Origin of the sequence: Thalassobacillus devorans (assembly GCF_011761345.1) — a bacterium.
In the GTDB taxonomy this organism is placed as follows: Bacteria; Bacillota; Bacilli; order Bacillales; family Halobacillaceae; genus Thalassobacillus; species Thalassobacillus devorans.
Genome location: NZ_JAASRY010000002.1, coordinates 699,861 through 726,253, shown reverse-complemented (window position 1 = coordinate 726,253; position 26,393 = coordinate 699,861). Strand labels below are relative to the sequence as shown.

Sequence of the window (26,393 nt, the reverse complement as noted above, 5' to 3'; positions counted from 1 at the left end):
AAGTTTATGAATATAAAAAAGCCCCGCTTCCCGCGGGGCTTTGCTATTTTTACTTACAACCGTTTTTCCAGTTCTTCTTTCTCTTTTTCGAATCCTGGTTTACCAAGCAAGGCGAACATATTCTTCTTATACGCCTCGACGCCCGGCTGATCGAAAGGATTGACACCTAATAAATATCCGCTGATGGCACAGGCTTTTTCAAAGAAATAAACCAAATAGCCAAATGTATAGGCATTCAACTCAGGAACATGAACAGTCAGATTCGGAACCTGACCATCTGTGTGTGCGAGCAAAGTTCCTTCATAGGCCTTCTCATTGACTTCATCTACTGTTTTACCTGCAAGATAATTCAAGCCATCCAAGTTCTGGTCATCTTCTTCAAGCGTAATATCTGATTTTGGTTTCTCTACTTTCAATACCGTTTCAAACAGGTCTCGCCGGCCATCCTGGACATATTGGCCAAGGGAATGAAGATCTGTCGAGAAGTTTGCGGATGCAGGGAAGATTCCTTTCTGGTCTTTCCCTTCACTTTCTCCAAACAACTGTTTCCACCATTCAGCAAAGTATTGTAAGGCTGGTTCGTAATTGATCAGCATTTCAATCGACTTGCCTTTATTGTAGAAAATATTCCGTACAGCAGCATATTGGTAGGCTGGGTTATTGCTAAGTTCAGAACCACTCAATTCATCCATTCCTGCTTTTGCGCCTTCCATCATGCTGTCAATATCAATACCACTGACCGCTATCGGCAGCAGCCCTACCGCTGTTAATACAGAGAAACGGCCACCGACGTCATCCGGTACTACAAAACTTTCATAGCCTTCTTCATCAGCTAATGTTTTCAGAGCGCCCTTTTGCTTATCCGTTGTAGCGTAGATACGCTTCCGAGCTTCTTCTCTTCCGTATTTTTCCTCTAAGAACTTACGGAACAAACGGAAGGCGATTGCAGGCTCGGTTGTCGTACCACTCTTGGAAATAACGTTAATAGAGACATCTTTATCTTTCAACACATCAAACAGCTCATTTATATATGGTGCACTAATGCTGTTACCAACGAAAAACACCTGTGGATTTTTTCGTTGTTCACTGCTCAATTCGTTGTAAAAGCTGTGGTTCAGCATCTCCAATGCTGCACGGGCTCCTAAATACGACCCGCCAATCCCGATCACAACCAAAACGTCACTATCTGACTGTATTTTCTCTGCAGACTTCTTGATACGACTGAATTCTTCTTTATCGTAAGTTTCAGGAAGGTCAACCCATCCTAAAAAATCATTGCCAGCACCTGTCTTTTCGTGTAAAGCATGGTGAGCGAGCTTGACTGCATCTTCCATGTAGTCCAATTCGTGCGTTTCAAAAAAAGGTAAAGCTTTTTCATAATCAAAGCGAATATGTGTCACTTTTATCCCTCCAGATTTTATGATAAAAACCAATCCAATTTCACTTTAGCGGAACACACCGTGCAATTCAAGCGCGCCCCATGATGTAAACGGATACAAGTGGAATTTATTTTTAAAAGCCGTCTGGCTGCCTGCCAGACGGCTTTATTATCATTATTTGGACATCTCCAAAATAGTTGCTACATCATCGTTCTCCAACTTATTAAAGTTACCAAATGAACCACGTTTCATTGCTCTATCGACAATCAAATCGAATTTCGAATCATCGATATCATAATCCCGCAAGGTTTCAGGAGCACCAAGTGATGACCAGAACTTACGCAATTCTTTAACCCCTTGCAATCCTGCTTCACGGTCTGATTTACCTTCTGCATTGACGCCAAACACTTGGACAGCCAATCGCTTGAAACGGGCAGGGTCCTGATCAAGGTTGTGTTTCATCCAATTCGGGAAGAGGATTGCCAAACCTCCCGCATGAGGAATATCATGAACTGCTGAGACAGCATGTTCAATATTATGTGTTGCCCAATCGCCACGATACCCCATTTGGAGCATACCATTTAACGCAATCGTACCTGCATACAAAATTGTTTCCCGGTGTTCAAAGGACTCCAAATCATCCAGCAGCTTCGGTGCTGTTTCTATGACAGCCCTTAATACTCCTTCACACATTTCATCCTGTACAGGTGATTTCGTAGGATTATGGAAATATTGCTCTAGAATATGGGACATCATATCTACAATGCCATAAATCGTCTGATCCCGAGGTACAGAAACAGTATGAGCAGGATCAAGTATAGAAAAAGAAGGGTACGTATATGGAGGGAATCCCCATCCATACTTTTCATTTCTCTCCCAGTTAGTGATTACTGCTCCTCCGTTCATTTCAGAACCAGTCGCGGCTAAAGTGAGTACAGTACCAAAAGGTAAGGCACCTTCAGGGACAGCCTGCTTTGTAACAAGATCCCATGCGTCACCTTCATATTTTGCCCCGGCAGCAATTGTCTTTGTACAATCGATTACGCTTCCGCCGCCGACAGCCAATAGAAAATCAATATTTTCCTGCTTACAGATATCCACGCCTTTACGGACGGTGGAAATCCTTGGGTTAGGCTCTACTCCAGCCAATTCAAACACTTCTGCACCAAATGTTTTCAATTTACCCATCACTTTATCATATATGCCATTTTTCTTGATGCTACCTCCACCGTATATCATAAGAACCTTCTTTGTTCCCTGAGGAAGCTCATCAATAAGCTTTTCCAGCTGGTCTTTTCCAAAAATCAACTTCGTTGGATTATGAAATTGAAATGTATCCATTTTTATCAAAACTCCTTTCTTTCTCAATTAATTATGACGAATTTATCCAGATTTCTCAAAACATAAGCAATATGCATATTATATGGATTTCGAGAAAACCTAACAAAGAACCTATTCTTAAATAATTGGAGGGAAAAACATGGATACAATTAAACGGATTGCATTAATACTAACGGTTATAGGAGCAATTAACTGGGGGTTGATTGGATTGTTCCAATTTGACCTGGTCGCTGCCATCTTCGGCGGTGGTGAACAAAGTGGTGCATTTGCCCGTATCATCTACACGCTTGTCGGTATCAGTGGTATTATTGCGCTATCTTATTTGTTCCGTCCAGAGTTGGAAACTGCTGATCGGACAGAACCGAATACTACCCGCTAAAAAAAAGGCAGTCACGATTAATTCGTGACTGCTTTCTTCATATCTTCCTGGTAAGGAATAGTATTAGTTGTTTTTGTTATAGGTCTTAGAGCGATCTTCAGATTGCTCGATCCATTCTTGCAACTTGTCTTTCAACGTGTTGAACCCTGCTGAATTATCTTGAGATTGTGCTTGTGCAGGCTGGGAATTACGTGGACGACGAGGTTGTTTCTTAGGTGCTTCCTGAGTAGCACGGATAGAAAGAGAGTACTTGTTCTTCTCTTCGTCGATATTAAGAATTTTAACCTTTACTTCATCGCCTTCGGATAGGTGTTCATTAATATCTTTTACATAACCGTGGGTCACTTCAGAAATATGAACCAAGCCTTGGACTTGATCGTCAAGGGCAACGAATGCACCGTATGGTTGAATTCCAGTAACTTTACCTTCTAATACTTGACCTGTTTCGAACTTCTCTGACATGCTATACAACTCCTGATTTATATATTATTATACTTTTACGCAATTATTGATTCTATCACATTAATCAGCTGCTGGCAAAGAATACTCGCAAATTGCAACAAAAGTTCTAAAAAATAGGAGCTATTATAGAGGCAGGCGCTTTATGTTCAGAATCGAATGGTCTAATTTATCGAAATGAAACATCCTATTCCATAAAAAAATCAATGAATCTATGAAAAAATAATTAAAAGCAGGTTTAAACAATGTTTAATCTGGTAATAATGTATAACGTAAGACTTTCTCGTATTCCCCCTGTATAAGCAAAGCGGTTACCGCTTTGCTTTTTTTATTTGTTATACCAATTTTTCGTGCAAGTTAGAATTTCAGGAAAGAGGTTTTCCTCTTCCCGGATAAAATGAGCAGTTACTGCCTCCAGTGCAAAACGAAGGCTTATTAATACATTATCCTTTTTTATTTCTACTGTCCTTTCCTGATAACGCTCAGCCATAAATAAGAACTGTTTGATGTACTGTTTTATTTGTTTATGCTCTAAATCAAAGGTGAAATAAAGGTAGCCATGTTCTTCCGTTTCATTTAACAATAAAGGAAAGAGTCCTTTCTCCTCTGAAAGCAGATGGGCTTCCAATTGTTCATAGAAATGCTTGACTAGCAAAACAAGTCCCTTCATATCCTCAAAAGAAATCCGCACAGACCGCTCAAGGTCAGTCAAACAGTCATCAATCATCTCCATTTCTGACTGAAGGGCCTGGTGTTCCTTAAGGAACTGCTCCAGTAGTAATAGGAGTCCGCCGTCATTATGCAACATTTCTATCACCTCCTGTTATTCTCTTACAATATAGCTCATATTACAGTTTGGAAACATGATGTTTGTCACAATCAGTTATTTATTTTAATAAAAACAGCTTATTTCTCATTTCTAACACTTTTGGTTAAGATGAAAAGGTGAAGGAAATTAAAAGGAGTGATAAGAAATGAGCCGATTTTATGAAGTGAAAGACCGCATGGGTACTCGCTCTGTGAAATGGGATATGGCAGAAAAGTTATTTAAATCCAAAGAAGTGCTTCCTATGTGGGTGGCAGACATGGATTTTCAAGCTCCCCAAGCCGTCATCGATGCATTAAGGGAAAGAGCAGGGCATGGCATATTTGGATATACGTTAACAGATGAGTTAATTGGAGGGAACATATACGACTGGGTAAAGTCACGGTACAATTGGACAATCGATACCAACTGGATCACCTATAGTCCCGGAGTCGTCCCAAGCCTACATATGATGGTGCAGGCACTTACTGAAAAAGGGGATAACCTTTTGATTCAGACTCCTGTCTATCCCCCATTCTACAAAGTAGTGGAACAGCATGAGCGCAATATTATCAAGAATGAACTAATCTACAGAGAGAACCGTTACGAAATTGACTTCGTTGATTTCGAAAATCAAATAAAAAAGAATGATGTAAAAGCATTCATTCTATGTAACCCTCATAACCCGGTAGGGAGGGTATGGACAGAAGAAGAGCTTAAGAAAATGGCAGACATTTGTTTAAAACACAATGTCCTCATATTTTCTGATGAAATTCATGCAGACCTTGTTCTTCCTGGATATAACCATACACCGATCGCTTCTTTGTCAGAAGATATCAACCAAAAAACGATCACCTGTCTGTCGCCTACCAAAACTTTCAATTTAGCAGGATTACAGGCATCGTATGTAATCACTGCCGATAAGAAATTGAAGAAAAAAATGGATGATAAGTTCCTTGCACAGGGAATGAACATGCTGAACACAATGGGTATTACAGCTTTAGAAGCTGCTTATCAACATGGTGCAGAGTGGTTAGAGGAACTCCTTGGAATCATAAAGGAAAATAAAGATTATGCGCTGAAACATTTGAATGCAACAGGAAAAATAGAAGTAGTAGAACCCGAAGGTACTTACCTTTTATGGCTGGATTGTAAAAAAACCGGGCTTGCACATGAAGATTTGAAGACTTTTATGCAGGAGACCGCAAAAGTAGGACTGAATGACGGCGCCTCTTTTGGTAAAGAAGGCGAAGGATTTATGCGTATGAACATTGCCTGCCCTAAAGCGACCCTCGAAGAGGGCGTAGATCGCATCGTAAAAGCTTTAAAAGAACTTTAATATTAAGAAAGACGGGCTATCAAAAGCCCGTCTTTTTTCATTCCTCTTTCTTATCCTTTTGCTCCATCGGGTCGGTTGGCATCTCCCCGTCATCGTTTAATTGTATCTTTCCACAAGCAACACGTTCTCCCGCATCTCCAGCAGGCTGCGAAAAGCCATCGTCGATTGCTTCATGGATGACTAAGGAAGTGCCTTCCCCTTTCATCAATGAATTTTTCCCATCCAGTAAAGTCGCTTCCGGAAGCATCACTTCCGCTTCCACTACCTTCCCTGATTCATCTGCTTCTAAGTTAGGCATATCGCCTGCATGAGGACCTTCCGCATTCATCAACCCATGCATTTTTCCGGTAGGGTTAAAGTGGTTACCGGCACTTGTAAAATCAGGTCCTTCACACACCGGAAATTCGTGTACGTGAAAACCATGCGGACCAGGTTCTAAACCTTCCACATTTACTAGTACCTGGACGCCTTCTGACCGCTCTGTCAGTTTAGCTGTACCAATCATATCGCCATCCGGGTTATACATTCCGATGGTAGCATTTGATCTGCTGTTGCTTTGACAGCCTATCAAACCAACAGTAAGAAGACATATAATAAAGAACTTTCTATACTCCATGAGAAACGCCCTTTCCCTTGTTTCCCATAGCTTAACCAAATATTTATTCCTTTACACAAGCATTTGAAAAGAAGCGGCCATTATATCTTGAAACGGAGTCTCCAGCAAAATGGAGCTTAAATGTAAAAAGCCAGGGGGTTCTCCCCTGGCTTGCGTGTTAAGATAGTGGCTTGTGCTCCTCTTCGCTTTTGAATCGTTCTTCTGTACGTTCTTCTTGTTTCTTTGATACTCTAATGATCAAATACATGGTAAGTACTGCAAGGGCAATAAATACAGACAAAGATAATACAGCAGGAATGTATTCCGTTTTATCCTCTGGAAAATATAAAAAATCCATCATAAATGGCATCACTTCCTTATCAATTTACACGCCTAGTATATCAGATTTTCCAATCTCCATAAATAAAAATGAAGGATATATTTGTTACAATGAAACAAAGGAGGTTTGACCATGTCAGAGCTTAATATCGGAGATTCCGTAATCGCGCATTATAAATCAGGCAGTTATATCGGAAAAATCACCGAGGATCGAGACCGTTTTTATTTAGTTGAAGTATTAGCTGTAGAAAAACACCCGATGCAAGGAGATCTACATAACCCTGGAAAAACGGAAGATGTATTTTTCCACGAACGAAAAGCGCTGAGCCACCATGAAAAAGCGAACATTTCAAAATCCGCCGTAAAAGCCTATGATGGCGAGATACCTGATTATGAACAGTCGCTAAGAAATGCGGTGAACAGGTTGAAAGAGCGCCTGGAAAGAAAAGATTCTGCATTCAATCAAAAAGCGCTGGATCAGGTAACTTCATTAGAGAAATCTTATTTTGGATAAAAAAGAAGAGCTGCATTGGGAAACCATGCAGCTCCTTTCAACTTCCAGGCACTTTTAAATTCCGTTTCTTTTTTTCCGGTTTACCATAAATAGCATTCGTTAACTTTGGGGCTAAATCAAATAATAGCATGCCAAGAAATGCGGTGATAATGATATAAATTCCACTGAATATTTTGATGTTTCCACTGGCAATACTTGCGATTACAACGGAAAACTCTCCTCTCGCGCATAATGAAAACCCCGCGCGTAGTGATGATCGCTTTGAAAGCCCAAACAATTTCCCTCCGATTATACCTACTAATAACTTTGCGATAACTGACCATAGGACCAATACAAGCAGTAATAACGGAAAAGGAACCCCGTCTCCAAATTCAATGGAAGTACCGAAGTAAACAAAGAAGGTGGGAAGCATCAGATCCCTGACAGGTACAACTGTTTGTTGGACTCGATCGATATTGCCGATTTCAGCCAGCATCATTCCTGCTAAAAATGCTCCCAGAACTTCTGAGAGTCCTAAGTACAAAGCCAGCCCGCCATACGTTAAAGCCACCCCTATCAAAAGAGCTATCTTGAAATCCTCATCATCAATCTTATCCAGGAATTTACCAAAACGTTTGAAGAGTGTCTTACCAAGTACAATAGCACCTGCCGTCAGTCCGATAATTTTTCCAACTAAAATAATCGAATCCACCACGGTAAAGTTATCTCCCGAACTGATACCTATCAGCACTGCGATTACAATGGGGGCTACTAAATCCTCAAAAATCAACAATGCCAAAATGAATTCCGTTTCTGTATTTGCCATTCGTCCTTTATCATCCAATAGTTTTGCAGTAATAGAGGAACTTGTAGCATATGTAACAGCCCCGATCAGAAAGGCATGGAATACATCCATCCCAAAGGCCAGTGCCAATATCATAGCGACTCCCATACTGAGAAAAACATCCAGGAAACCCGCGGGCCAAATTTTCTTTGCAATACCACCGAGCCTTTTCACACTGAATTCCAACCCCAATAAAAAGAACAATAGAACAATACCTACTTCACTCGCAAAGTGAAGCAATTCATTATCGCTGACTACATCGGCTAAAACGATGCCAAGCAGGATATAGAGAATGACATTGGGGAATTTTATTTTAAGGCTTAAATAACCTAAATAAAAAACGAAGAGGAGGATCAATCCAGCTCCAAGTAAGGATGGAAAATCATGCCCTCCCATATTATTCCTCGCCTCTGCATAAAGCAGCTAAGCTATCTATCTGATCCTTCTTCCCAATAATCATTAAGACATTTCCCGGTTCCAGCTTTGTATCAGCTTCCGGTATGGCAATCGACTCATTCCCCTGGACAATACCGATAATGGTAGCTCCTGTTCGGTTTCTTACTTCGGATTCTTCAATTGTCTTATTAGCAAGGGAAGAAATGCTCTTTAATTCTACCCAATCTATGACAATCTGGTTTTGAAACATCTTCAGTTTATCGGCATCTACAGGCTGGTAAGTAGCACCGAGCAACTGAGCTCCAAACTCTCTCGTTTCATCCGCTGTGAGATCCATTGCAAAATCTGCTTCCTCGCTATCTTTATCTTCGAAGAAATATAACTCCCGCTTGCCAGTATGATGGACAATCAAGACAAGCATACTGTCTTCCCCAGTTTTCAAAGAAATTTTTTGTCCAATGCCTGGAAGCTGTGAAACTGAAATATTCATATTAGCCCTTTTCCTCCTCTACAACACGTTCCATTCTGTTCAGGTGATTTGATTATTATAGTAACACCTTTTGGTATTATATAATAATTCCCCAATTATGTTATCAATCCTCTCCATTCTGAAAAAATTTTCGCAAATGCAAAAAAAAAAAGCCCTTATCTCCGGGCTTTCCTGTTTCTTTTCAGACTTTGATTCGCCTGAGTGGCAAAAATCAAAGCTTCTAATTGTTCTAATTTCATACTTTGTTCCTCAGTAGGTAAATGATTTACATCTTCATTCATCTCATGTAACAGGGCTTGCTTCTCCGCTTCTAAACCATCCAGCCATCCTTGGATATTTGCCACAGAATTGTTTTGCATCACAACCCCTCCTTATATTTTTATTTTACTCTTTTTCATGCACAAAAATATCGACAAATGAATGAATTATATGAAAGTTATGTGAATGAATGCATATTCATAATTGTGGTAAATTATTGTCATACCAGTAAATGAAGGCGCTATATTTGTTTTTGATTTTTCACTATGATAACTTGTAACTGTAGTAAACAATGTAAATAATGGAGGTTGTACAATGAGTGTACATATTGGCGCTCAGCAAGGGGATATAGCGGAGACGATTCTACTTCCCGGTGACCCTTTACGCGCAAAGTATATAGCAGAAAACTTTTTAGAAGACGCCGTATGCTATAACGAAGTCAGAGGAATGTATGGGTATACGGGTATTTATAAAGGAGAACGCATCTCCGTACAGGGGACAGGAATGGGCGTACCTTCCATTTCTATCTATATCAACGAATTGATGGAAAGTTATGGCGTTAAAAAACTGATTCGCGTGGGAACTTGTGGAGCGTTGCAAAAAGACGTCAAGGTACGGGATGTCATTCTGGCATCCACTTCTTCTACTGATTCTCAAATGAATCGAATGGTATTCGGTGGCATTGATTATGCTCCGACCGCTGATTTCGCACTTTTGAAAAATGCTTATGATACTGGTGAAGAAAAAGGCTTGAAGCTTCGTGTCGGTAATGTTTTCACAAGTGACAGTTTCTACCGTGATAATGCGATGGATCTTTTCAACCAATTGGCTGACTATAATGTGCTTGGGGTTGAAATGGAGACCACAGCCCTATACACATTGGCAGCAAAATATAATCGCCAGGCATTGTCAGTGTTGACTGTTAGCGACCACATCTTAACTGGGGAAGAAACTTCCGCAGAAGAAAGACAAACTACCTTCAACGATATGATTGAAGTAGCCCTGGAAGCTGCAATTAAGTCATAAAAGAAAAAGATTGGTTCCATTATCGGAACCAATCTTTTTTTATGCCTTTAAAATATAATTTGCCAGTGTTCTAGCCATAACACCCGTCGGCCCTTTTGGCCCTAAGTCATGATCGGACTCTGCTACGGACGTCCCCGCGATATCAATATGCACCCATGGGGTATCTTCCGCAAACTCTGCCACGAAAGCACCGCCCATGATTGGGTGAGCTTTTCTAGTTGGTGAGTTATTAAGATCAGCGACACTGCTTTTCCTTACCTGTGCTTGATAGTCTTTATTATAAGGCAGCAGCCACATAGGCTCGCCCGCTTCATCTGAAGCTTTATTCAACTGGGTGAAAAAGCTAGGATCATTTGTCATTGCCCCTGTCATCCATTCACCGAGAGCCGTTACCATACCTCCGGTTAAAGTAGCAACATCAATCAATTTTTGAGCACGGTGGTGTTTGGCATAGGTGATACCATCTGCTAATGCCAGACGTCCTTCTGCATCGGTATTCAATACTTCAATTGTTTTTCCACTTAAAGAGGTAATGACGTCATCCGGTTTAAACGCGCCGCCTGAAATCATATTATCTGTCGAAGGGATGACCGCCACTACATTTTGAGCAGGCTTCAGCCGCCCAATTATATCCATTGCCCCCAGGACAGCTGCTGCACCTCCCATATCACCCTTCATTCCTGGCATACCTGTTTTCGACTTAAGCGAATATCCTCCCGTATCATAAGTAATGCCCTTGCCTACCAGACCGATAACATCTGTCCACTCTGTACGCCCTTGATACTTTAGAACGATCATTTTAGGGGGTTCTTCAGAGCCTTGATTCACCGCAAGTAAAGCACCCATTCCGAGATTTTGTAAATCTTCTTTTTCAAGAATTTCTGCTTCAAAACCATGTTCTTCAGCTAATGTACGGGAGAATTCAGCCATGTCATTAGCTGTCAATAAGTTAGCTGGGAGGTTGACCAAATAACGTGACGTGTTGGCTCCTTTACCAAAAGCTTCTCCGGCGGTAAGCGATTGCAGCAATTTTTTTTCCTTTTTTTCATCAGTGATCAACACTAAGTCATCGATTACCTTTTTTAGCTGGTAATTGCTCGTTTTGTAATGAGGGAATTGGTAGGTTGCCATAACCATCGCTTCAGTTATTGTTTTTGCCATCTGCTCCTCCTCTGTTTCACCAAATGAAAAGCTATCATAAGCAATCGCAGCTTTGGTCAGGCCATCCTTTTGCAGATGTTGAAATAATTTACCAAAGGCAAGTTTTATTTTCGTTTGTGTCAACTCTTTCTTCTTCCCAAGCCCTAGAAAATAAACACGCTTAACCGGAATTTTTCCATATGTAAGAATTTTTGAGACAGTTTTATAGTTGTTGGAAATATCTCCGCTTTTCACATAACTATCTAAGCCTTCGTCAAACTGTTCATTAAGTAATTGGTAGATCGGCTGTTGATTTTTGTTTTCATGAAAAAGCCCTACGATTAGTGCCTCATCTTGTTCTAACAGAGTCTTACGAATGGTATACAATATTAACACCTCCATAGTGATTAAAAAATTTCTCCCTCTCCCCGAATGTTCAAATAAAGCCGCGGAAATTCGGGGAGTTCATCCCAGTCTTTGCAGTCTTCCTCTGCTGAAAGTTGTGATATAATAGTCAAGCAAACATCTATATAGTCAACTACCTCAGGGACTGCTATCCCCCAATACACACCTTCATAATTTGAAAGATAGGTATGTGATGATAAAAGCATCGCGCGGGCACCTTTTACATTACCGTAGCTGTAATGATATAATGCCACACTTAAATGAAGCAAACCTTTGATAAACAGATTTTGCCGATCTGTCAACCATATTTCCTCAAGCAGATCATGGCAAGTGTAATAATCACCTTCATTGAAGGAAATGAAAAATTCATAATAAGACATTGGGTATAAGTTACACATCAGCAACCCCCGGCGGATAAAAATAGGATGTTACACCTATCATACCAAAGGGAAGTATAGAAATTATAGTCATACTAGCTGGAAAGGATGACAGGAAATCATGGAGTTAATGTATAACTTTCCATTGTGGTCTGCTATCATAGCGATTTTATTCGCTCAAGCAGTAAAAGTACCGATTCGAATGATTGCAACCAGAGATTTCAACCCGGGACTGGCATTCAGTACTGGCGGCATGCCTAGCAGCCACTCAGCTGCAGTAACAGCACTGGCCACGGCAGTCGGCCTGCAAGAGGGTTTTAATTCTTCTATGTTCGGCATTGCTACTGTATTCAGTATCATTGTCATGTTCGATTCGACTGGTGTAAGGAGACAAAGCGGAGAACAAGCGATTGTGTTAAATTTATTGATCAATGATTTTCAGCGATTTGTCGATGAAGCCAAACTTTGGAACAAGAAACAAGAATTTGAAAAACGCGAGGAAATAAGGGAATTGCTTGGTCATCAACCGATTGAGGTGTTTTTCGGTGGATTGACAGGAATTCTATTGAGCACTATTCTTTATTATGCGATTTTTTAAATCATCTGTGAACAAAAATACCCGCCTGCATAAGATACAGGCGGGTATTTACCTTAGTTCTTTATGATATCTTTCCGAAATACTTGTAAGGCTTCATCATTGTTCCACTCATGAAATTGCTCTTCTGTGAGCGTACCATTTCCTTCTTCGATAACGTAAACATCAACTGTTTGTTTACCCCATTCGTTATAAACATCATCTACTGTGTGATAGTAAAGGTCGATCTTATTCCCTTTAATAGCAGATCCTTTATCGGCCACTACCCCGTAACCATATCCCGGGATAAATAAAATGGTTCCAATCGGGAATACATCTAAATCTGCAGCAATCGTGGAATATAAATCTCTTTTTACTTCGATACCAGAATAAGTGATTCCATAGCCAGGATGCTCTGGCGTTTTTCCTGTAGATTCAGCACCTGCTGTATAACCGGTCGCTATAACAGTAGTTGAGGGATACTTTGTGACATCTATGGTTTCTTCTAATGTGGCTGCTGCCCCAGTCGAAGCATTACTGATATACTGCTGATTTGGCTGCTGCTCATTCAAGGATTTTTGATTTAATACTGTTTTTCTGATTTCAAGACTATTACTTTTCAATGATACCGCCTCATGATCCTCTGTTAACCATAATTTCAAGTCATTTGCAGAAACATTGGATATATTCGTTGCTGTTGTGTACAGTGCCCCCACAAACAACAGATTAAAAACAACGCGAAATATCCATTTTTTCCAATTCATTGTTAACACCTCTCTCGGTGTCATCTTGTCCAATGAGACTATGAATTATTCATTTCTGCATAAAATGAAGGTCAATATACGACTGATATACAAGAAAAAACCACCAAGGTGGGTGAATATTAAAACATCTGATAACCACTTTTTCTTAACATACGAATGACGATTCCGGCAGCAATCGTACCGGCAAAACCCCCGGATAAAATTAAAATATCAAAAAGCTTCAAGTCAGCAATCATACTGAGAGCCCTCGGGAAAGCCCAGGAGGGTTCAGTGAAATATTTACCAAATGAAAAATCATCGACAATTAAGAATATAATTACGGGGTAGACAAAAGCCATAAACCAGGTCGACCTTAACAGCATATTCAAAAGAAAAGCAATGGAAAAAAACAGAACAAAATACAACAATATCCCTATTACTAGTTGAACAATATCCAACATGCTCCCCCTCTATGTATGTAAACTTGTTATACAAGAATTCCAAACTACATTTTATTATGAGTGTAAGAAAAGCGCAAGCGCCCTGAAAAGACACGACATACATAAGTGATAGCTGTAGAAAGGTGTCCCTCCCTTCAGCAAAATGGATTGATTATTTCACGAGTGTCTGGGCGATGAAAGCTGGCCAATAAGAAAAAAGCAAAGGCGGTGTAACGCCTTTGCCTTGTATGATTAGTGAAAAATATTGAATTTACCTTTTTTAAGCAGTAGTCCGATGCCGCCAAGCTTCAATAGATAGCGGTTATCGATCACTTTCTTCATAACAGAAGCAGACCATCCGAATAACTTTTTGCCATTGAAAACCACTCCAATAGCATCATCATGACCTAGAGAAGCAACCGTTCCTTGAATATTAGGCTCAAATGGTTCCAGTTCTTTTTCTCCTCTTGCTAATACTTTTACGTTATGGGCTACTGTATCAGCCTGTTGAATAGCCATCTGTGCTGTTGGCGGGTATGGGCGATCTGTTTCTTCATTAATAATCAGCGCACAATCGCCTACAACGAATACGTCATCATAATCAGGGGTACGCATGTCTTCCCTTACTTTCACACGACCGCGCATAGCTTCAAAACCGGAGTCTTCAACGATAGAGTTACCACGTACACCAGCAGCCCAAACGACCGTATTGGAAGGAATTTCGACTCGTTCTTCATCTTTTTCATAGACGAGCCCTTTTGGAGTAACTTCTTTAATCATGGCACCGATTTTAAACTCTACCCCACGTGATTCTAAAGAATTCATCGCATATTCTACTAGAGCAGGATCAAAACCTGGAAGTGCAGTAGGTGCGGCTTCAACGTTAATAATTCTGACCTTTTCACGCGGAATGTCGTATTCCTTGCAAAGTTCTGGAACTCGGTTCGCTAATTCACCAACAAACTCAATTCCAGTAAAGCCTGCTCCGCCTACTACGATGTTGAGCAGCTCTTCACCTGGTTCTTTGACATTATTGTATTTAGCAAAGTTGTATTCAATATGCTGGCGGATCAAACGGGAACTGTTGATGTTATTGATTCCGAATGCATGCTCTTTCAAACCTGGAATTCCAAACGTCTCCGCTTCAAAACCTAGTCCCATAACGAGGTAGTCATAGTCCAAGGTTGTATTCTCAAGCGTAACCTTTTTCTCATCAGGCTGAATCGAGAGAACTGTATCCTGGATGAAGTCAATTTTGCTTGTATCAATCACATCTTTGATTTGAATACGCGTGCGGTCATGATGTAATGTACCGGCAGCATTTTCATGAAGCCAAGTAGTCTGGTAATGATAGCTGTGCTTATTGACTAGCTTGATGTTAGCTTCATTGACACCTAAACTCTTTTGCAATTTGACTGCAGTCATAATCCCGCCATATCCGGCACCAAGAATGACAATATTAGGTTTCTTCATCATTATCACTTCCAATTAGTATTTTTCTACATTTTTTCCTACGCTGCTGCATAGGGATATACAATGTATGTGACGGTTTTCACACACGACTCCATAAAAAAAAACCAGAATCCTCTGTTATATTGTCACAAAATCGTAATAACTTTTCTAGTCACCATCTTAGACTCTTTCAAAATAATTTTCAACCCTTTCTGTATTAATCCGAATGTTTAGAATTTTCCTTTTTGCAGAATTGGAATATTTCCACAAGAGCCCATAAGGTTTTGTTTTATGATAAAATGGAAAAGGCTGCACAATTTAGTTGGAATAGGGGGAAAAGTTATGAGTAAAAAAGTACATGACATTACGGTCATCGGGGGAGGACCGGTCGGCTTATTTACTGCATTTTATGGCGGAATGAGGCAGGCAAGTGTAAATATTATAGAAAGTCTGCCAGAACTTGGCGGACAATTGACTGCCTTATATCCGGAAAAATATATCTATGATGTCGCAGGCTTTCCTAAGGTAAGAGCTCAGGAGCTTGTTGATAATCTTAAACAACAAGCGATGGCTTTCAATCCTACTGTTTCTCTGGATCAAGCTGTGGAGAAAATAGAAAGACTAGAGGATGAAACGTTTAAGCTGACTACAACAAAGGGAGAGCATTATTCCAGAACTATAATTATTACAGCTGGTAATGGTGCGTTCAGCCCGCGTAAACTGGAGCTTCCTAATTGCTCCGATTACGAAGGAGTAAACCTTCATTACCACGTACCCGATATGAATAAATTCGCAGGCAGGAAAGTAATGGTTTGCGGAGGTGGAGATTCTGCTGTCGACTGGGCTTTAATGTTGGAACCTATTGCAGATGAAGTTACACTCGTGCACCGGCGTGATAAATTCCGCGCTCATGAACATAGTGTCGAGAAATTGATGGCATCATCTGTCAATGTCAAGACACCATTTGCCCCAGAAGAAGTACTTGGCGAGGACTGCATCAGACAGGTCGTCCTTAAAGAGACGAAGGGTGACCGTATGGAAACTACCGATGTTGATGACCTGATCATTAACTACGGCTTCATTTCCTCCTTAGGTCCGATCAAAGAATGGGATCTCGAAATTAAAAAAAACAGCATTGTCGTCAATTCAAAAATGGAAACGAACATTCCTGGCATTTATGCAGCAGGTGATATTTGTACCTACCCCGGCAAAGTAAAACTGATTGCTTCCGGCTTCGGTGAAGGTCCAACCGCTGTGAACAATGCAAAAGCATATATTGATCCTGACGCAAGAGTACAACCGAAACACTCAACCAGTATGTTCGGACAATAAATTAACAATGACAAAAGCCGCGATTCTTTGGAATCGCGGCTTTATTATAAATAAATCTTCTTAGTTTTATTTCTTCTATTTCAGCTCAATTTTGACCCTATGATCGTAATCTTCACTAGAATTTTCGTTTTCTACTATACTTGATTTCCAATTTAACTCAATCCACTCTATATCAGCGGCCTTACCATTCTCAGGATAGAAAATAAGCTGCCCTTCTTTTTTCTCTTCTTCATGGAGATCTCCTCCTAAATCATCAGAAAAAATCTCATCTGCCTCTACTTTTTCCCCTGTTGAAGTGATTAAAATAGCTTCATCTATATTTGTAGAATAGGCGTTAGAGCCAGAATTGTTTTCCACCTTTACAGTCATACCCAAAACCGATGTGGAGACTCGTTCTCCTTCATCATTAATCATAGGAGCGTCATCGCTTACACCGATATCCTTAATAGTATAGCTCACCTCTTCAAATTCTTCGGATGCTTTTACATCTTCATAGTATGTCCATTGATCATCTGCAGCCTCTGCTTTTGTTTCTTCACGAGAGCTATGACTATTTTCCTCCTGCGTATCTTCATTCATTTCCGTCGTATTATTGTTATTATCCTCTGTTCTTTCTACTTCTTCGTCTGCGTTGCAGGCAGATAATAGCAGCAGTATAGCTACGATATAAAATGTTTGGAAAAAGCTATTCATTCTATAACTCCTTTGTTTTGATAAGATAATACCGAACCCTTTTATATTAAAGCTGGCAATTACATAGGAACTATGGATATAAAATTAATAATAATTCCCATAACAAAAGCCCTCTTACAATGAAGTTTATCACTCACTGTTAAGAGGGCCTTCAGGAAGAGCTGTTTTATTTATTGCCACGATTATATATAATTAAAAAAGATTTGTCTGCCCTGACATTGCACAAATCAGCAGTTTTCGTCTGGTGTACCTGCATTTGTTGCTGTTTTGAATGACGAGCCACAGCCGCATGAAACGATAGCATTCGGGTTATCGATGGTAAACCCTCCACCCATCATATTCTGCTTAAAATCGATGGTAGTTCCTTCGATAATCGGCACATCTTGACGATGGATGACGACTGGGATGCCATTAGCATCTTCTAACACATCCAGCTCTTCGTTGATATCCTCTTCAAATCCCATCGCGTAGGATAAACCACTGCAGCCTCCACCTTTAACACCGAAGCGTAGACGAATGTTTGCAGATTCTTCTTCCTTCATCATTTCCTTGATTTGCGAGCTGGCAGCATCCGTAATATTGAGAACCATCCGTGTCTCCCCTTTCGTTTCTTTATATTCAGTATACTAAACAATCACATTTACTTTCAAATATGTGGAATCAATAGTGATAGGTACCTTCTGCAATGATTGCTGCCGGGCCAGTCATCCATACCCTGTCCTCTTCATCCCAGCGGATGATTAAATCTCCACCACTCAGATGCACGAGAATCTCGGAGTTTTTACGTGCATAACCGTTCAGGACGGCTGCAACACCGGCTGCACAGGCGCCTGTACCACAGGCCTGAGTAATACCAGACCCTCTTTCCCATACACGAAAATGCACTTCCTGCTCTGAAACGACTTCAACAAATTCTACATTAACTCCTTCGGGGAAACGTTGATCATCCGTGATTATTGGACCTAACTCATGAACTGGTGCAGTCTGAATATCTTCAACAAAGAAAACAGCATGCGGGTTTCCCATCGATACTGCTGTCAATTCAAGAGGGTGGTGACTGACTTCAAATTGTTCCGCTACCACTTGATCCGCTTTTGGACCTGCCATTGGAATGAGAGAGCGCTCCAGCTTCGGTTTCCCCATATCAATTGTAATATCTGTAACTTGCTTATCTTCCACCGAAACTGAAGCCTCTACAACCCCTGATTTTGCTTCAATTTTAAAAGAAGTCTGATTAACCAGGCCATATTCATAAGCATATTTCGCCACACACCGTAGCCCGTTTCCACAATTTCTCCCCTCGGAGCCATCTTTATTAAAGATACGCATACCGACCTCTGCCTGATCGCTCGGATGAATCAGGATAAGACCATCGGAGCCGATACCTGTATGGGGGTCTGAGACCTTTCTGGCCAGCGCCGGAAGCATATCCTCTTCTAAATTAAACTTAAATGTATCAATGAATATGTAGTTATTGCCCAACCCATGCATTTTAATAAACGGTATTTCCATCTCTGCCACATCCTTGATTCGTTATGATCAGAAAGGCTCTGCTTGTCGCCCTTCTTTTTTATAGCGGAAGCTTGTGTTTGAACAATCAATCTTTCCATGAAGTATAAAAATAAGCCGTACAACTGGTGCACGGCTTTCCGTTGCTTTTCACCCTGAGAACAGGCACTTAAAAAAGGGGATTCTCTTCTAGGTGCTGATAAATGTTTTCCACAAGCTCTTCAGCACTATCTGCCGTAACCCGTTCTCCATTGACTAAAGCAAACATACTCTGGGCACATAGCCCACAATGGCTTAAACAGCCATACTCTATAACATCAAGATCCGGATCCTTTTCCAGCTCTTCCATAGCCTTTTGGGAACCACTTGCTAAGTTATTAATACAAAATTCAATAATCGGATTCATCTGCGTCACCCTCTTCAACCTAGATGAATCCCCCACTAATCATCAATATTATCATATCCAGTTTTATTCAGACAACACTGATGTTTTAAGAAACAGGCTGAAATCCTTTTTCATCGAGTGCCTGATAAATAGTTTTCAACCTGGGGTTCCCTTCCCCAACAATTTCCCCATCCAAAACCACCAATGGATAAAATAACTCATCATCCAGCAGCTGCTGAATATAATGCTGGTGTTCTTCATTTTTAGGATTCGAATAAATATCAATATATTTATAATGAATACCTTCTTCGCCATACTTTCTTGAAATAGCCGCTTGCAGCCATTCATACGTTTCTTTTGAACCAGGTGAGTTGACACAACTGGCGCACACCTGATCTGCTCCATACACAATAAGCTGTACAGAATCCTTTTTCATGTAACCGCCTCCATAATTGTTCTGAACCTATATTTCCATTTTACAAAATAACCAAAAAAAGATAAAATGAAAATAGTTCTCAATACAATTAAAGGCGGAGGCGACCGCTCAGCGACGATTGGACTGGACTGAACCGTAGGAGACTAGATTCACTTGAGTTATCGCCCAAATGGCGAAACTCGTAGTGAATTTTGTGCTCGTAAGCGAAAAGAAGACACAAAGAGCGTAGCGATTTGATGTCGCCTTATCGTACGGAGGTGAAGGAAGTACACGAGACGCTGGGAGCCGTAGCTAGATGCCATTGTGTCAAAGGCGGAGGCGACCGCTCCGTTACAGTCGTGTCGTACACACGAGAACTTAGCTATAGAGATATTAAAACCAATAGATAGATTTTTATTTCTATCCGTTTTATAATGTGAATATGAGAAAGGGGAAGATTGCTTATGCAAACGCAGGTCCAAGAAGTACTGAATAAGCTACGTCCATTTTTGCTTCGTGACGGTGGGGACGTGGAATTAGTGGATGTAGAAGAAGGAATTGTCCGTCTACGTCTGATGGGTGCATGCGGAAGCTGCCCAAGTTCTACCATCACATTGAAAGCTGGTATTGAACGCGCACTTGTCGAAGAAGTACCTGGTATCCGTGAGGTTGAACAGGTATTCTAAACACATAACTTAATTATTCAGGGGCTGTCCCAACGGGATAGCCCCTTTCTTTTATGCTCACCTGCCACACCTCCATAAACCCTCTATTATTACGAATCAGTTCACAGGCGTTTTTGGCTTTTCGCCATTGAGAACCTTCCAGGTATTTTCCAAGCATAGTTCCATCATAGCTGTCCGAGTTTCCGTACTTGCCGATCCAATATGAGGAAGGCATACCACTTGATCCAACCCTAAAAGCGGATGATCCGCATCGATTGGCTCTTTTTCAAATACATCCAATCCCGCAGCCTTCACTTCTCCCCTAACCAGAGCTTCGTATAAGGCACGTTCATCCACTAGCGCTCCCCGGGAAGCATTTACAAAAATAGCACTGCTTTTCATTTTTTTAAAGGCTTCCTGATTAAACATGCCTCTTGTTTCCTCCGTTAAAGGTGCTAAGCAAACCACATAATCGGCTTTCTCCAGTAAATCATCAAAGCTATGATAAGAAGCCCCAAGCTCCCTTTCCGCCTCTTCTTTGCGAGAGCGGTTATGATAAAGAATTTCCATGCCGAAACCCTTAGCCCTGCGTGCTACTGCCTGGCCTATTCTCCCCATACCTACAATACCAATTGATTTATGATGGACATCGGTACCAGCCATAAATAACGGCGACCAGTTCTCCCATTTACCTTCTTTAATATGCTCGTTCGCTTCAATAATCCTGCGTGCGGCTGCCATCAACAAGGTAAATGTCAAGTCGGCTGTTGTTTCTGTTAGAACATCAGGAGTATTGGTTATCTGAATTCCATGTTTATCAGCAGCCTGAATGTCTACATTGTCATATCCTACTGCCATATTAGCAATGATTTTCAGTTTTTTCCCCTGGTCCATTAACTCATCGTCAACTCGATCGGTAAGCATGGTGATCAGCCCATCACACTGCCCCGCCTCCTGTAGAAGCCTTGTCCGGTCTACAGGTTCCTCTTCACTGTCCCACATGGTTATCTCCATGTTTTCTTTGAACTTTTCCACTACCTCGTCTGGAAGCTTACGAGCAATAAACACCTTAGGTTTGGCCATCACTAATCCCCTTCCCTCATTTAAAGAAAATCTTACCACTGATTTTAGCATAAGCTCCTCAGTAAAAGAAAAGACTTCCCATCATCCAACTCGGATGTGAGAAGTCTTTACCAATCAAGTACAGGAATTTTCAATGGTGCCGGATTAATCCCTAATGATTGAAAGAAATGGCGAAGTTGTTTTTCATATCGCTTCTGCCGCTTGAAAAGTATCTTTGTTTCTTTTAATAACGATTCATCAAAAGGATTCTGGTATACATCATCAAACTTATCGAGGAGATGAACCGGAAATAGAAGCCGGGCATATACTAATCGCAAACCAAATATGGATAACGGAGACCTCGTGTGGTAATTGTAAAAAAATGAAGTTAATTGTTCAGGAGAATGGTCAGTCAACATATAATTTCTCAATGCTTCCGACAAATCCCGGGCCGGATGATCATATCTTAATTGATCAAACCATAGCAGCTTCTTCTTATCAGATAAATATCGGTCGAAAGTAAATGTTGCCTGGTCCTTTCTTTGGTGGCGAGTTTCCTGTTCACTTTCTTGCACATACTGGATAGCATTTTCTCCTAAGCCAATAATATAAGGGGCAGTATCGACCCACAACCGATGCATTTCACCTACCGGACGCTGTTCATGCCAATGCCGTATTCCAGATTCGAACTGGTCGATTCGGTTCCCCCATAATGTTTTCCATTGTCCATAGGTTGATATACCAGGAAGGTGGTAAGGATAAGAAGAGCCGAGTTCATGAAAATCCGCTAACCCCTGGGCAGAAAACGGCAGCTGCCAGGAGGAATCAGGTTTAGCTTTAGCAATCACATAGTGACGTTGATTTTTGTTAATTTGATAACGGCTTTCCTCGATAGGAATTGGACTTACGATATTTTTAAACCCAGCCTGCTGCAAAAACTCGCAGGCATGCTGTAATTCTTGGTATATTCCTTCTCGGCCATGTGCTGGAATGACAAAATACACCTCCCCATTGTGAACATAACCGGGGTTCTGATCAAACTCAACAATGGCGGCGTTTGAGATGTCGATATAATCTGCTATAATTTCTTTCACAGCATATACACTCCTATCCATCATGATATAATAGACCAATACACCTAGCACCATGTTTTATCTTTCACCGGTCAGGGAAGCTTATTTTATAAAAGGGAGGTCAATAGAGTATATATGAATGAGGCTAGAAAAATGAGTCAATTAGAAAAAAAAGCACGTGAATGGTTAGTCGAACGAGGGGTAACCATTAATGATATTTCAGAGCTTGTCTATTATCTCCAATCGAAATACCATGAGGATCTTACCATTGACGAATGTCGCTATAATGTGGAAAAGGTGCTGACGAAACGAGAGGTTCAAAACGCGATACTCACAGGGATACAATTAGATGTATTAGCGGAAAAAAATCAACTGGAAGAACCGTTACAAGGGACAATCGATAAAGATGAAGGCTTGTATGGCGTCGATGAGATCATAGCGCTATCCATCGTCAATGTATACGGATCTATTGGTTTTACCAACTATGGTTTTATCGATAAACAAAAACCAGGCATACTCAAAAAGCTGAATGATAAATCTACTGGAGAATGCCATACTTTCCTTGATGATATTGTAGGAGCCATTGCTGCTGCAGCTTCAAGCCGCCTTGCGCATAGTGCAGTCGGAGAAGAAGAAGCAGAAGATGATGAATGATAGTCTTAAAAGATTAGAGTAGCTTGTCGCCCTACGATAGGTCTTTGGTATTTTTATGCTATAACCGTTTAATAAAGACAAAATGCCGTCTTTCCTTTTGGAATAGACGGCATTTTCACTTATAAATGAGAGGACCAATCCTCCAGAGAATCAATAGTATAAGTCGGCTGTTCTTCATATGCTTCCAAATCTTTTTTTGATGTGACGCCAGTGAAAACCATCAACGTATCCAGGCCGGCGTTCATCCCGGCTTTAATATCCGTGTTATAATTATCCCCTACCATTAAAACACCTTCTTTGGCATACCCTAATGTTTGCATCGCCTGCTCCATGATGATGGGCTCGGGTTTCCCGATAAATATAGGCTCGACTCCAGTGCTAACCGTTATAACAGACGTCAGTGACCCGTTTCCTGGCATCATGCCTCGCTCTGTCGGAATCGCTACATCGCCATTCGTAGACAGGAAGACAGCACCATTTCTCACATTTAAACAAGCGCTCGCCAATTTTTCATAAGTGATTCCTCGATCAATACCGATTACGACAAAGTCTGCACCCTCATCCACTAGTTCCAGCCCTGATTCCTTTAATGCTGTCAATAATCCCTCTTCGCCAATTGCATATACTTTAGCACCTGGATGCTGATCTTTGATATATTGAGCAGTGGCCATACTCGTGGTATAAACTTGTTCTTTGGCAGCTGGTATATCCATGTGGTTCAGTTTATCTGCCACCTGCTCTGGTCTTCTAGATGAATTATTGGTTACAAAAAGATAAGGCAGCTTTTTTTCATTTAGTTTTTTGATAAAATCTGATGCAGCTTCAATTCGTTCCGTTCCCCGGTACATGGTTCCATCCAGATCAATCAGATATGCTTGATATTTTTTCATACGTACACCTGCTTTCTACTTGTTAACAGAAAAACTTCCCGCACCATAATGCGAGAAGCTGTCATTCACTGTTATGGGTGATTTGAAAAGCACAGCAGGCTTCCCCGCTTATCATGCTCTTCTCAGCCATAGTGTCTCTTTCGTAGAGGATTGCTTCATCATCCATCACCTCTTCTTTCTTACATTATAAAGAAGAGAAAGAAGAGATTAAATTTATAATTCCTATGTTTTTAACATAGTCACAGTTTAGGAATTTGAAAATGCAGAAACAGGTCCTAGCTCTTCATCGAGATATTTTCTGACGGATGCCGGGAAGGTTTCAAGCACTCCCTGTGTGTTTTTCCAGCTCTTTTCTATGACAGTATGTTCGATTTCCAAATAATCCTGAATTAGCATCCTACGTAACCGGATGAAATTTTTGAATGGCTCCTGGTGAGATTCTGGTATGACCTTTTCATCTGTAAGTATATCGATAATATCCTCATAACTCCCTGGATCCCTCATAATAAACCCATCAATCATCATATTGCCGACATCAATAACCGCTTCAATTGTCATATGCGTGATCCGCTCCAGGCTTAACTTTTCTAAAAAAGACTCAAAGTCATGATTTTGGTATTCCTGCATAAGACCTTCCATATAAAGCAAGGTACTCTCAATTTTTTTTCGATCGACAAAATACATAACTCCACCTCCATACAATTGCATCATAACCTAATTCTTTCACCATGATATCACATTTACATACATAACAGGAAAAGGATGCATATTTACGGATTTGTGTAAACTCTGCTATCATATATAAGAACTTCATTGTATCGGAGGAGAAATGATTGGATAGAGAACTCGCATTAGAACTTGTACGTGTAACAGAAGCAGCTGCTATTGCCTCAGCACAATGGATGGGCCGCGGCGATAAAATGAATGCAGATGATGCAGCTACATCAGCCATGAGAGCAATGTTCGATTCGGTTGCTATGGAAGGTGTGGTGGTAATCGGTGAGGGCGAATTAGATGAAGCACCAATGCTTTACATCGGAGAGGAACTCGGTAACAAGACTGGGCCTGCTGTTGATATTGCTGTCGATCCATTAGAAGGAACGAACATCGTTGCAAAAGGTCATAATAATGCTATGGCTGTAATTGCAGCAGCAGAACGAGGCGCCCTGCTTCATGCTCCTGATATGTATATGGAAAAAATCGCAGTCGGTAAAAACGCAAAAGGGCTGATCCATCTGGATGATCCGATAGAACGAACTATCGACATTGTCGCCCGTGCCAACAATAAACGTGTAAGAGACCTGACTGTGATCATCCAGGAACGTGACCGCCACGAGGACCTTATCCAGCGAGTCATCAAAAAAGGTGCCAGAGTTAAACTGTTTGGTGATGGAGATGTTGGAGCTTCAATCGCCACTTGTTTAAGTCACACTGGTGTCGATTTGTTTGTCGGTACTGGAGGTGCTCCTGAAGGTGTCATTTCAGCAGCAGCGATTAAGAGTCTTGAAGGGGATATGCAAGCCCGTCTGCTTCCTCAAAATGAAGCAGAGGCTGAACGCTGTAAGTCCATGGGGTTGGATGACCCAAATCAATTGTTGACGATGGACGACTTAGTAAAAAGTGATGATGCTATTTTTGCTGCAACAGGAGTAACAGAGGGAGAACTGTTGAATGGAGTTAAATTTCTCGGTGGCGATTTAACCGAAACAGATTCGATTGTCATGCGGGCGAAAACGAAAACCGTACGATTTGTGAAAGCTCACCACCACCTTGCCCATAAACCTCATCTCGTAATGAATGAAGAATAAGGAGGCACTTAAAATGGAAGAGGAACGTTTCTTTCTATATGATGAAAAAGAAAAAAGCGACACCCGCTTTGTAAGCTTCATGGGAGAAACCCATCGCCATGATCTGGCACTGGTGAAGACCAGTCGTTATTATGGCAAGACTTTAGTGCTTGACATCCAAGGCAATCGTTTTGGTATTATCGGCCACGATGATATCGAAGAACCTGGGTATCTGGAACATGCTTTTAATTTGACAGAAGTAGATGCTGAAGAACTTAGGGAGTTCTTACGAGAAGCTATTTAAAACATAAAAAAGCAATCCTTCCCGATCACTGGGAAGGATTGCTTTTTTAATCGATTTTTTTCAATAAAAAATAGGCACAGCCAAAATTGCAATACTCATATAAATAATCTTCTAAGGTACTGATTTTTGTATCAAAGGCAGCCTTAGGATTCTGGTCATCGTAAAATCCACGCAGTCGAAGCTGGCCATATCCCCAATCACCCACAATATAATCATACTTGCTCAGAATATCACTGAACCGCTGCTCCAACGCTTCCGCCTGATACCCATTTCTGTAATCTTTTACGATCTCATACTTCTTTCCAAACAATTCAATCATTACCATCACCTCTTACAATAACTAAATTTTA

Annotated in this window: 34 protein-coding genes; 10 read left to right on the top strand and 24 right to left on the bottom strand. The window is 40.9% G+C overall.

Translation table 11 applies throughout. The annotated features are described in order from the left end of the window. Positions 1-53: 53 nt before the first annotated feature. Together FHS45_RS10790 and FHS45_RS10785 are read right to left on the bottom strand one after the other, a co-directional pair. On the bottom strand, positions 54-1,400 hold the full coding sequence (locus FHS45_RS10790) for a glucose-6-phosphate isomerase (RefSeq protein ID WP_062440786.1): 1,347 nt from the start codon (positions 1,398-1,400) through the stop codon (positions 54-56). A 153-nt stretch (positions 1,401-1,553) separates the two neighbouring features. Further along, entirely contained in the window at positions 1,554-2,720 is a 1,167-nt protein-coding gene (locus tag FHS45_RS10785; RefSeq protein WP_062440789.1) for an iron-containing alcohol dehydrogenase, read from the bottom strand. A 139-nt stretch (positions 2,721-2,859) separates the two neighbouring features. Here FHS45_RS10785 and FHS45_RS10780 point away from each other — a divergent pair, with 139 nt between their 5' ends. Further along, positions 2,860-3,099 (top strand): DUF378 domain-containing protein, encoded by a 240-nt coding sequence (locus FHS45_RS10780; protein WP_062440791.1) that lies wholly within the window; start codon positions 2,860-2,862, stop codon positions 3,097-3,099. 63 nt (positions 3,100-3,162) lie between these two features. On the opposite strand, the gene yugI is transcribed toward FHS45_RS10780, so the two are convergent. Together yugI and FHS45_RS10770 are read right to left on the bottom strand one after the other, a co-directional pair. Further along, positions 3,163-3,561: a S1 domain-containing post-transcriptional regulator GSP13 gene (gene yugI, locus FHS45_RS10775; RefSeq protein WP_062440794.1), complete on the bottom strand. Its 399-nt coding sequence runs from the start codon at positions 3,559-3,561 to the stop codon at positions 3,163-3,165. A gap of 325 nt (positions 3,562-3,886) precedes the next feature. Then, positions 3,887-4,366, bottom strand: a complete 480-nt coding sequence (locus FHS45_RS10770; protein WP_062440798.1) for a hemerythrin domain-containing protein — start codon at positions 4,364-4,366, stop codon at positions 3,887-3,889. 166 nt (positions 4,367-4,532) lie between these two features. Here FHS45_RS10770 and FHS45_RS10765 point away from each other — a divergent pair, with 166 nt between their 5' ends. Further along, entirely contained in the window at positions 4,533-5,702 is a 1,170-nt protein-coding gene (locus FHS45_RS10765) for a MalY/PatB family protein (RefSeq protein ID WP_062440801.1), read from the top strand. Between the two features lie 37 nt (positions 5,703-5,739). On the opposite strand, the gene FHS45_RS10760 is transcribed toward FHS45_RS10765, so the two are convergent. Continuing rightward, a complete protein-coding gene (locus tag FHS45_RS10760; protein ID WP_062447479.1) occupies positions 5,740-6,318 on the bottom strand; it encodes a superoxide dismutase family protein in 579 nt (192 codons plus the stop codon). A gap of 157 nt (positions 6,319-6,475) precedes the next feature. Then, positions 6,476-6,658, bottom strand: a complete 183-nt coding sequence (locus FHS45_RS10755) for a hypothetical protein (RefSeq protein ID WP_062440804.1) — start codon at positions 6,656-6,658, stop codon at positions 6,476-6,478. 111 nt (positions 6,659-6,769) lie between these two features. On the opposite strand from FHS45_RS10755, the gene kapB reads away from it, so the two are divergent. Then, a complete protein-coding gene (gene kapB, locus FHS45_RS10750; RefSeq protein WP_062440808.1) occupies positions 6,770-7,150 on the top strand; it encodes a kinase-associated lipoprotein KapB in 381 nt (126 codons plus the stop codon). Positions 7,151-7,187: 37 nt separating this feature from the next. On the opposite strand, the gene FHS45_RS10745 is transcribed toward kapB, so the two are convergent. The 3 genes from FHS45_RS10745 to FHS45_RS10735 form a co-directional block, all read right to left on the bottom strand. Beyond that, a complete protein-coding gene (locus tag FHS45_RS10745; RefSeq protein ID WP_062440812.1) occupies positions 7,188-8,369 on the bottom strand; it encodes a cation:proton antiporter in 1,182 nt (393 codons plus the stop codon). A gap of 1 nt (position 8,370) precedes the next feature. Continuing rightward, entirely contained in the window at positions 8,371-8,859 is a 489-nt protein-coding gene (locus FHS45_RS10740) for a cation:proton antiporter regulatory subunit (RefSeq protein WP_062440815.1), read from the bottom strand. A 155-nt stretch (positions 8,860-9,014) separates the two neighbouring features. Further along, entirely contained in the window at positions 9,015-9,218 is a 204-nt protein-coding gene (locus FHS45_RS10735) for a hypothetical protein (protein ID WP_062440817.1), read from the bottom strand. Between the two features lie 214 nt (positions 9,219-9,432). Here FHS45_RS10735 and deoD point away from each other — a divergent pair, with 214 nt between their 5' ends. Then, entirely contained in the window at positions 9,433-10,143 is a 711-nt protein-coding gene (gene deoD / locus FHS45_RS10730; RefSeq protein ID WP_062440821.1) for a purine-nucleoside phosphorylase, read from the top strand. A 39-nt stretch (positions 10,144-10,182) separates the two neighbouring features. Here deoD and FHS45_RS10725 read toward each other — a convergent pair whose 3' ends face one another. Both FHS45_RS10725 and FHS45_RS10720 read right to left on the bottom strand, forming a co-directional pair. Then, positions 10,183-11,670 carry a leucyl aminopeptidase gene (locus tag FHS45_RS10725; RefSeq protein WP_062440823.1) on the bottom strand — a complete coding sequence of 496 codons (1,488 nt, stop codon included), beginning with the start codon at positions 11,668-11,670 and terminating at the stop codon, positions 10,183-10,185. A 20-nt stretch (positions 11,671-11,690) separates the two neighbouring features. Next, positions 11,691-12,086: a DUF309 domain-containing protein gene (locus tag FHS45_RS10720; RefSeq protein ID WP_062440826.1), complete on the bottom strand. Its 396-nt coding sequence runs from the start codon at positions 12,084-12,086 to the stop codon at positions 11,691-11,693. 100 nt (positions 12,087-12,186) lie between these two features. Between FHS45_RS10720 and FHS45_RS10715 the strand changes: the two genes are divergently transcribed. Continuing rightward, positions 12,187-12,663, top strand: a complete 477-nt coding sequence (locus tag FHS45_RS10715; RefSeq protein WP_062440829.1) for a divergent PAP2 family protein — start codon at positions 12,187-12,189, stop codon at positions 12,661-12,663. A 53-nt stretch (positions 12,664-12,716) separates the two neighbouring features. Here the strand turns inward: FHS45_RS10715 and FHS45_RS10710 are convergent, their stop codons facing one another. The 3 genes from FHS45_RS10710 to FHS45_RS10700 form a co-directional block, all read right to left on the bottom strand. Beyond that, positions 12,717-13,403, bottom strand: coding sequence for a 3D domain-containing protein (locus FHS45_RS10710; RefSeq protein WP_062440832.1), 687 nt, complete (start codon positions 13,401-13,403; stop codon positions 12,717-12,719). A gap of 119 nt (positions 13,404-13,522) precedes the next feature. After that, on the bottom strand, positions 13,523-13,843 hold the full coding sequence (locus FHS45_RS10705; RefSeq protein ID WP_062440834.1) for a YuiB family protein: 321 nt from the start codon (positions 13,841-13,843) through the stop codon (positions 13,523-13,525). 231 nt (positions 13,844-14,074) lie between these two features. Further along, positions 14,075-15,295, bottom strand: coding sequence for an NAD(P)/FAD-dependent oxidoreductase (locus FHS45_RS10700; protein WP_062440837.1), 1,221 nt, complete (start codon positions 15,293-15,295; stop codon positions 14,075-14,077). Between the two features lie 321 nt (positions 15,296-15,616). Between FHS45_RS10700 and FHS45_RS10695 the strand changes: the two genes are divergently transcribed. Continuing rightward, positions 15,617-16,606 (top strand): NAD(P)/FAD-dependent oxidoreductase, encoded by a 990-nt coding sequence (locus FHS45_RS10695; RefSeq protein ID WP_062440841.1) that lies wholly within the window; start codon positions 15,617-15,619, stop codon positions 16,604-16,606. A gap of 75 nt (positions 16,607-16,681) precedes the next feature. Here FHS45_RS10695 and FHS45_RS10690 read toward each other — a convergent pair whose 3' ends face one another. The 5 genes from FHS45_RS10690 to FHS45_RS10670 all read right to left on the bottom strand — a co-directional run bounded on the left by FHS45_RS10690 (position 16,682) and on the right by FHS45_RS10670 (position 19,629). After that, positions 16,682-17,299: a hypothetical protein gene (locus FHS45_RS10690; protein ID WP_062440845.1), complete on the bottom strand. Its 618-nt coding sequence runs from the start codon at positions 17,297-17,299 to the stop codon at positions 16,682-16,684. 227 nt (positions 17,300-17,526) lie between these two features. After that, the gene (locus FHS45_RS10685) at positions 17,527-17,889 is read right to left on the bottom strand and encodes a HesB/IscA family protein (RefSeq protein ID WP_062440854.1); all 363 of its coding nucleotides are present in this window, start codon (positions 17,887-17,889) and stop codon (positions 17,527-17,529) included. A gap of 70 nt (positions 17,890-17,959) precedes the next feature. After that, entirely contained in the window at positions 17,960-18,811 is an 852-nt protein-coding gene (gene dapF, locus FHS45_RS10680; RefSeq protein ID WP_062440856.1) for a diaminopimelate epimerase, read from the bottom strand. A gap of 166 nt (positions 18,812-18,977) precedes the next feature. Continuing rightward, positions 18,978-19,214 (bottom strand): YuzB family protein, encoded by a 237-nt coding sequence (locus FHS45_RS10675; RefSeq protein WP_062440859.1) that lies wholly within the window; start codon positions 19,212-19,214, stop codon positions 18,978-18,980. 85 nt (positions 19,215-19,299) lie between these two features. Beyond that, positions 19,300-19,629 carry a YuzD family protein gene (locus tag FHS45_RS10670; protein WP_062440862.1) on the bottom strand — a complete coding sequence of 110 codons (330 nt, stop codon included), beginning with the start codon at positions 19,627-19,629 and terminating at the stop codon, positions 19,300-19,302. Positions 19,630-20,072: 443 nt separating this feature from the next. On the opposite strand from FHS45_RS10670, the gene FHS45_RS10665 reads away from it, so the two are divergent. Then, a complete protein-coding gene (locus FHS45_RS10665; protein WP_062440865.1) occupies positions 20,073-20,294 on the top strand; it encodes a NifU family protein in 222 nt (73 codons plus the stop codon). Positions 20,295-20,390: 96 nt separating this feature from the next. On the opposite strand, the gene FHS45_RS10660 is transcribed toward FHS45_RS10665, so the two are convergent. Together FHS45_RS10660 and FHS45_RS10655 are read right to left on the bottom strand one after the other, a co-directional pair. Further along, positions 20,391-21,356, bottom strand: a complete 966-nt coding sequence (locus tag FHS45_RS10660) for a 2-hydroxyacid dehydrogenase (protein WP_062440868.1) — start codon at positions 21,354-21,356, stop codon at positions 20,391-20,393. 107 nt (positions 21,357-21,463) lie between these two features. Further along, positions 21,464-22,453, bottom strand: a complete 990-nt coding sequence (locus FHS45_RS10655; protein WP_166761404.1) for a protein kinase family protein — start codon at positions 22,451-22,453, stop codon at positions 21,464-21,466. Between the two features lie 108 nt (positions 22,454-22,561). On the opposite strand from FHS45_RS10655, the gene FHS45_RS10650 reads away from it, so the two are divergent. Then, on the top strand, positions 22,562-23,062 hold the full coding sequence (locus FHS45_RS10650; protein ID WP_371872021.1) for a phosphatidylglycerophosphatase A family protein: 501 nt from the start codon (positions 22,562-22,564) through the stop codon (positions 23,060-23,062). A 119-nt stretch (positions 23,063-23,181) separates the two neighbouring features. Here the strand turns inward: FHS45_RS10650 and FHS45_RS10645 are convergent, their stop codons facing one another. Both FHS45_RS10645 and FHS45_RS10640 read right to left on the bottom strand, forming a co-directional pair. After that, the gene (locus FHS45_RS10645) at positions 23,182-23,952 is read right to left on the bottom strand and encodes a TIGR01457 family HAD-type hydrolase (RefSeq protein ID WP_062440878.1); all 771 of its coding nucleotides are present in this window, start codon (positions 23,950-23,952) and stop codon (positions 23,182-23,184) included. 246 nt (positions 23,953-24,198) lie between these two features. Next, entirely contained in the window at positions 24,199-24,636 is a 438-nt protein-coding gene (locus FHS45_RS10640; protein ID WP_062440881.1) for a DUF86 domain-containing protein, read from the bottom strand. A 149-nt stretch (positions 24,637-24,785) separates the two neighbouring features. Between FHS45_RS10640 and glpX the strand changes: the two genes are divergently transcribed. Both glpX and FHS45_RS10630 read left to right on the top strand, forming a co-directional pair. Continuing rightward, positions 24,786-25,760: a class II fructose-bisphosphatase gene (glpX, locus tag FHS45_RS10635; protein ID WP_062440884.1), complete on the top strand. Its 975-nt coding sequence runs from the start codon at positions 24,786-24,788 to the stop codon at positions 25,758-25,760. Positions 25,761-25,773: 13 nt separating this feature from the next. Beyond that, positions 25,774-26,043 carry a DUF3055 domain-containing protein gene (locus FHS45_RS10630; protein WP_062440887.1) on the top strand — a complete coding sequence of 90 codons (270 nt, stop codon included), beginning with the start codon at positions 25,774-25,776 and terminating at the stop codon, positions 26,041-26,043. Between the two features lie 46 nt (positions 26,044-26,089). Here FHS45_RS10630 and FHS45_RS10625 read toward each other — a convergent pair whose 3' ends face one another. Continuing rightward, positions 26,090-26,362, bottom strand: a complete 273-nt coding sequence (locus FHS45_RS10625; RefSeq protein WP_062440890.1) for a YutD family protein — start codon at positions 26,360-26,362, stop codon at positions 26,090-26,092. Between the last annotated feature and the right edge of the window lie 31 nt (positions 26,363-26,393).

What these genes read in the sequence shown, in the direction of transcription:
- FHS45_RS10645 (WP_062440878.1), bottom strand. Translation starts at nt 23,952, where the DNA reads ATGAAAAAATATCAAGCATATCTGATTGATCTGGATGGAACCATGTAC.
- FHS45_RS10665 (WP_062440865.1), top strand. Translation starts at nt 20,073, where the DNA reads ATGCAAACGCAGGTCCAAGAAGTACTGAATAAGCTACGTCCATTTTTG.
- FHS45_RS10745 (WP_062440812.1), bottom strand. Translation starts at nt 8,369, where the DNA reads ATGGGAGGGCATGATTTTCCATCCTTACTTGGAGCTGGATTGATCCTC.
- FHS45_RS10755 (WP_062440804.1), bottom strand. Translation starts at nt 6,658, where the DNA reads ATGATGGATTTTTTATATTTTCCAGAGGATAAAACGGAATACATTCCT.
- FHS45_RS10740 (WP_062440815.1), bottom strand. Translation starts at nt 8,859, where the DNA reads ATGAATATTTCAGTTTCACAGCTTCCAGGCATTGGACAAAAAATTTCT.
- FHS45_RS10660 (WP_062440868.1), bottom strand. Translation starts at nt 21,356, where the DNA reads ATGGCCAAACCTAAGGTGTTTATTGCTCGTAAGCTTCCAGACGAGGTA.
- FHS45_RS10640 (WP_062440881.1), bottom strand. Translation starts at nt 24,636, where the DNA reads ATGTATTTTGTCGATCGAAAAAAAATTGAGAGTACCTTGCTTTATATG.
- FHS45_RS10700 (WP_062440837.1), bottom strand. Translation starts at nt 15,295, where the DNA reads ATGAAGAAACCTAATATTGTCATTCTTGGTGCCGGATATGGCGGGATT.
- dapF (WP_062440856.1), bottom strand. Translation starts at nt 18,811, where the DNA reads ATGGAAATACCGTTTATTAAAATGCATGGGTTGGGCAATAACTACATA.
- deoD (WP_062440821.1), top strand. Translation starts at nt 9,433, where the DNA reads ATGAGTGTACATATTGGCGCTCAGCAAGGGGATATAGCGGAGACGATT.
- FHS45_RS10720 (WP_062440826.1), bottom strand. Translation starts at nt 12,086, where the DNA reads ATGTGTAACTTATACCCAATGTCTTATTATGAATTTTTCATTTCCTTC.
- FHS45_RS10770 (WP_062440798.1), bottom strand. Translation starts at nt 4,366, where the DNA reads ATGTTGCATAATGACGGCGGACTCCTATTACTACTGGAGCAGTTCCTT.
- FHS45_RS10735 (WP_062440817.1), bottom strand. Translation starts at nt 9,218, where the DNA reads ATGCAAAACAATTCTGTGGCAAATATCCAAGGATGGCTGGATGGTTTA.
- kapB (WP_062440808.1), top strand. Translation starts at nt 6,770, where the DNA reads ATGTCAGAGCTTAATATCGGAGATTCCGTAATCGCGCATTATAAATCA.
- FHS45_RS10765 (WP_062440801.1), top strand. Translation starts at nt 4,533, where the DNA reads ATGAGCCGATTTTATGAAGTGAAAGACCGCATGGGTACTCGCTCTGTG.
- FHS45_RS10685 (WP_062440854.1), bottom strand. Translation starts at nt 17,889, where the DNA reads ATGGTTCTCAATATTACGGATGCTGCCAGCTCGCAAATCAAGGAAATG.
- FHS45_RS10630 (WP_062440887.1), top strand. Translation starts at nt 25,774, where the DNA reads ATGGAAGAGGAACGTTTCTTTCTATATGATGAAAAAGAAAAAAGCGAC.
- FHS45_RS10625 (WP_062440890.1), bottom strand. Translation starts at nt 26,362, where the DNA reads ATGATTGAATTGTTTGGAAAGAAGTATGAGATCGTAAAAGATTACAGA.
- FHS45_RS10650 (WP_371872021.1), top strand. Translation starts at nt 22,562, where the DNA reads ATGAGTCAATTAGAAAAAAAAGCACGTGAATGGTTAGTCGAACGAGGG.
- FHS45_RS10655 (WP_166761404.1), bottom strand. Translation starts at nt 22,453, where the DNA reads ATGATGGATAGGAGTGTATATGCTGTGAAAGAAATTATAGCAGATTAT.
- FHS45_RS10710 (WP_062440832.1), bottom strand. Translation starts at nt 13,403, where the DNA reads ATGAATTGGAAAAAATGGATATTTCGCGTTGTTTTTAATCTGTTGTTT.
- FHS45_RS10675 (WP_062440859.1), bottom strand. Translation starts at nt 19,214, where the DNA reads ATGAATCCGATTATTGAATTTTGTATTAATAACTTAGCAAGTGGTTCC.
- yugI (WP_062440794.1), bottom strand. Translation starts at nt 3,561, where the DNA reads ATGTCAGAGAAGTTCGAAACAGGTCAAGTATTAGAAGGTAAAGTTACT.
- FHS45_RS10780 (WP_062440791.1), top strand. Translation starts at nt 2,860, where the DNA reads ATGGATACAATTAAACGGATTGCATTAATACTAACGGTTATAGGAGCA.
- FHS45_RS10785 (WP_062440789.1), bottom strand. Translation starts at nt 2,720, where the DNA reads ATGGATACATTTCAATTTCATAATCCAACGAAGTTGATTTTTGGAAAA.
- FHS45_RS10690 (WP_062440845.1), bottom strand. Translation starts at nt 17,299, where the DNA reads ATGAATAGCTTTTTCCAAACATTTTATATCGTAGCTATACTGCTGCTA.
- FHS45_RS10760 (WP_062447479.1), bottom strand. Translation starts at nt 6,318, where the DNA reads ATGGAGTATAGAAAGTTCTTTATTATATGTCTTCTTACTGTTGGTTTG.
- FHS45_RS10695 (WP_062440841.1), top strand. Translation starts at nt 15,617, where the DNA reads ATGAGTAAAAAAGTACATGACATTACGGTCATCGGGGGAGGACCGGTC.
- FHS45_RS10715 (WP_062440829.1), top strand. Translation starts at nt 12,187, where the DNA reads ATGGAGTTAATGTATAACTTTCCATTGTGGTCTGCTATCATAGCGATT.
- FHS45_RS10670 (WP_062440862.1), bottom strand. Translation starts at nt 19,629, where the DNA reads ATGAAAAAGGATTCTGTACAGCTTATTGTGTATGGAGCAGATCAGGTG.
- FHS45_RS10705 (WP_062440834.1), bottom strand. Translation starts at nt 13,843, where the DNA reads ATGTTGGATATTGTTCAACTAGTAATAGGGATATTGTTGTATTTTGTT.